Consider the following 2,678-nt stretch of genomic DNA (forward strand, 5'->3'; position numbering starts at 1 on the left):
AAATACAAAAGTGTGCGTAAGGTGTTATTAGCGCCTCAAGGCTGACAGCATATTTCAATGTTTTAATTGGTATTATTTTCGGGTAGCCAAATTTTAAAACCGGTGCCATTTTATTTACGATCGTTCCTGCAATAATGATTACATCAGCCTGGCGTGGAGATGCTCTGGCTACTTCAAAACCAAATCTCGAAAAATCATATTTTGCCGAAGCAGTCGCCATCATTTCTATACCGCAGCAACTGGTAGCAAAAGTTAATGGCCATAAAGAATTTGATCTTGCCCAGTTGATAACATCATCTAATTTACTGAGCACAATGCCGCCGCCTGGTAAGTCAAGTATCTGAACAGCCCCTCCTAAATCCTCCCCAGAAGGGAGGACTTTTAAAGACTGTGCATTATTTGTACTATCATTCATTTTTTGAAGATTATAAAAAAAATTAATCGCTTTTATCTACTCCGCAATCTTGTACTTTCTCTCCCCTCCGGGGAGGATAGGAGGGGCTTTACATCCACTTCAACGCCCCTTTTTTATGTGCATATAAAAATCCCATAAATAAAATAAAAAAGAAAATTACAATTTCAACCAATGCCAGCCAGCCTACTTTTTTTGCCACTACAGCCCAGGGATATAAAAACACCAGCTCCACATCAAAAATTAAAAATATAATAGCAAATAAATAATAGCCCACATTTAATTGTACCCAGGTTTGCCCTGTGGTGGGTATGCCGCATTCGTAAGGCTCCCCTTTGCTTTTGTTAAAAGTGGAACGGGTAACTATTTTTGATACCATTAATGCAATGCCCGAAAAGGCCAATGCAGCAAGAATTAAAATAATCATGGAAGAGGCACCCATATTTGCAACCGATTTTACAGGGGTTGAAGTTAATGCTAAAATTGATTACAAAATTGTGGTAACCAATTAATTTTTACCCATTTAAATAATAGCAGTATGAATAAAAATTAAAGTAAATGTTTTTAAAGTCAGTAAAAAAACAATAACTTACAAATGCATTTGCAGTAAAAATTTTTAACGCTAAACAGCCATTATGAAAAAAGTCTCTAACATTCTTAAAAGAAAAGGCAGCAATGTAATCACCATTTCTCCGGATATTACTGTGCTGGATGCCTTAAAGCAAATGGCAGAAAAAAATATTGGTTCTATTGTAGTGGAAGAAAACGGTAATTACATCGGGCTTTTAACCGAAAGGGATTATGCCCGTAAAGTTATCCTTAAAGGAAAATCATCAACTACTACTTTGGTTAAAGAAATTATGACCACAGGTTTGCCCCGCATTACACCCGATAATTCTGTGGATACCTGCATGCAAATAATGAGCGAAAATAATATCCGTTACTTACCCGTTTTTGAAAACGACCATCTCTGCGGTATCATTTCTATTAATGATGTTATTAAAGAAACCATTCTTACACAGGAAGAAACTATTGAGCATTTGCAGAATTATATTCATTCGTGAGTGGTAACTATTGACCAAAATTTAAAACTTACCAATGCGAAATCTCATTTTAATATTTAGTATTTTGTTTTTGACTTCTTGCGAAGGGTATATAATATTATCAGGAAAAATAACTTCAGAAAAAAATGGGGTTGGAATTGAAGCAGTAAAAGTAGAATTATTAGATATCCCACCGAGAGATTATTATGATTCAGTAAGAAATGTTTATGTCGATTCTTTCTTTTATTCTAACGAAAATGGAAATTTTATTGCTAGATCAAAAATGATTTCAATGGTATATGGAGCACCAAAATACAGGATCCGGGTAAGCAAATCTGGTTATCAAACTCAGGAAATTAAAATAAATAAAAATAAAAGAGACAGTGTTTTTTTAATTAAATTAAAAGAAAATTAATTTAAGCGAATACCAGATTAACAAATAACAGCGATTTTGTAAAAACACTTTCAAAGTCCTTAAAATATTACAGACTATTTAAAGCTTCATTTTTCATTTTCGCTCTTTAATTGATTGAACTTACCTTTGCACCCGATGAAGCACCTCAAATCCCTCAACAAATATTTTTGGAAATACCGCTGGCTTTTTATGCTGGGTATTGTGTTTGTTGTTTTAACCAATTACTTCAGAATTTTAGCGCCGCAAATTACCAGGTATGTAGTTAATACCGTGGTGCATACGGTAAAAGGTGAAAAAGATGGCACAACAAATGCAGGCGAAACAGAAAAAAACTACGACTTCCTGGTAAGAAAAGTAATTGTATTTTTTGAAAACCACCAGGATAATAAAATTTTACTTGCAGGTATTACTTTACTTATACTCGCCATTATCAGCGGTATATTTATGTTTTTAATGCGGCAAACCATTATTGTAATGAGCCGTCATATTGAGTACAATCAAAAGAATGAAATTTTTTCTCATTACCAAAAATTAGATATCAACTTTTACAAAACACACAGCACCGGCGATTTAATGAACCGAATTTCGGAAGATGTTAGCCGTGTGCGAATGTACACTGGCCCGGCTATTATGTATTTTATAAATCTTGCTGCTGTAATTGGGTTCAGTGTTTTTTTTATGCTTAAAGAAAGTCCTAAACTTACTTTAGTAGCATTGGCACCATTGCCGTTATTAGCCATTACAATTTATTTTGTAAATACCATCATCAATAAAAAAAGCGAAAGGATACAAACGCTTTTAAGCGACC

At 34.0% G+C, this 2,678-nt stretch carries 5 protein-coding genes; 3 read left to right on the forward strand and 2 right to left on the reverse strand.

The window, feature by feature from the left end:
• Window positions 1-415: NADH-quinone oxidoreductase subunit B (locus tag ACY65O_RS06210; protein WP_462219986.1), on the reverse strand; the 415-nt coding region annotated here is incomplete at its 3' end.
• A gap of 88 nt (window positions 416-503) precedes the next feature.
• Complete coding sequence (locus ACY65O_RS06215; protein WP_462219987.1) at window positions 504-839, reverse strand: NADH-quinone oxidoreductase subunit A; 336 nt, start codon at window positions 837-839, stop codon at window positions 504-506.
• Window positions 840-1,047: 208 nt separating this feature from the next.
• Between ACY65O_RS06215 and ACY65O_RS06220 the strand changes: the two genes are divergently transcribed.
• From ACY65O_RS06220 to ACY65O_RS06230, 3 genes are all read left to right on the forward strand, one after another.
• The gene (locus ACY65O_RS06220; protein ID WP_462219988.1) at window positions 1,048-1,476 is read left to right on the forward strand and encodes a CBS domain-containing protein; all 429 of its coding nucleotides are present in this window, start codon (window positions 1,048-1,050) and stop codon (window positions 1,474-1,476) included.
• A 34-nt stretch (window positions 1,477-1,510) separates the two neighbouring features.
• A complete protein-coding gene (locus ACY65O_RS06225) occupies window positions 1,511-1,870 on the forward strand; it encodes a carboxypeptidase-like regulatory domain-containing protein (RefSeq protein ID WP_462219989.1) in 360 nt (119 codons plus the stop codon).
• A 135-nt stretch (window positions 1,871-2,005) separates the two neighbouring features.
• Window positions 2,006-2,678, forward strand: a 673-nt coding sequence (locus ACY65O_RS06230) for an ABC transporter transmembrane domain-containing protein (RefSeq protein ID WP_462219990.1), incomplete at its 3' end; no start/stop codon positions are given.

This window comes from Ferruginibacter sp., assembly GCF_031430955.1.
Lineage (GTDB): Bacteria > Bacteroidota > Bacteroidia > Chitinophagales > Chitinophagaceae > Ferruginibacter.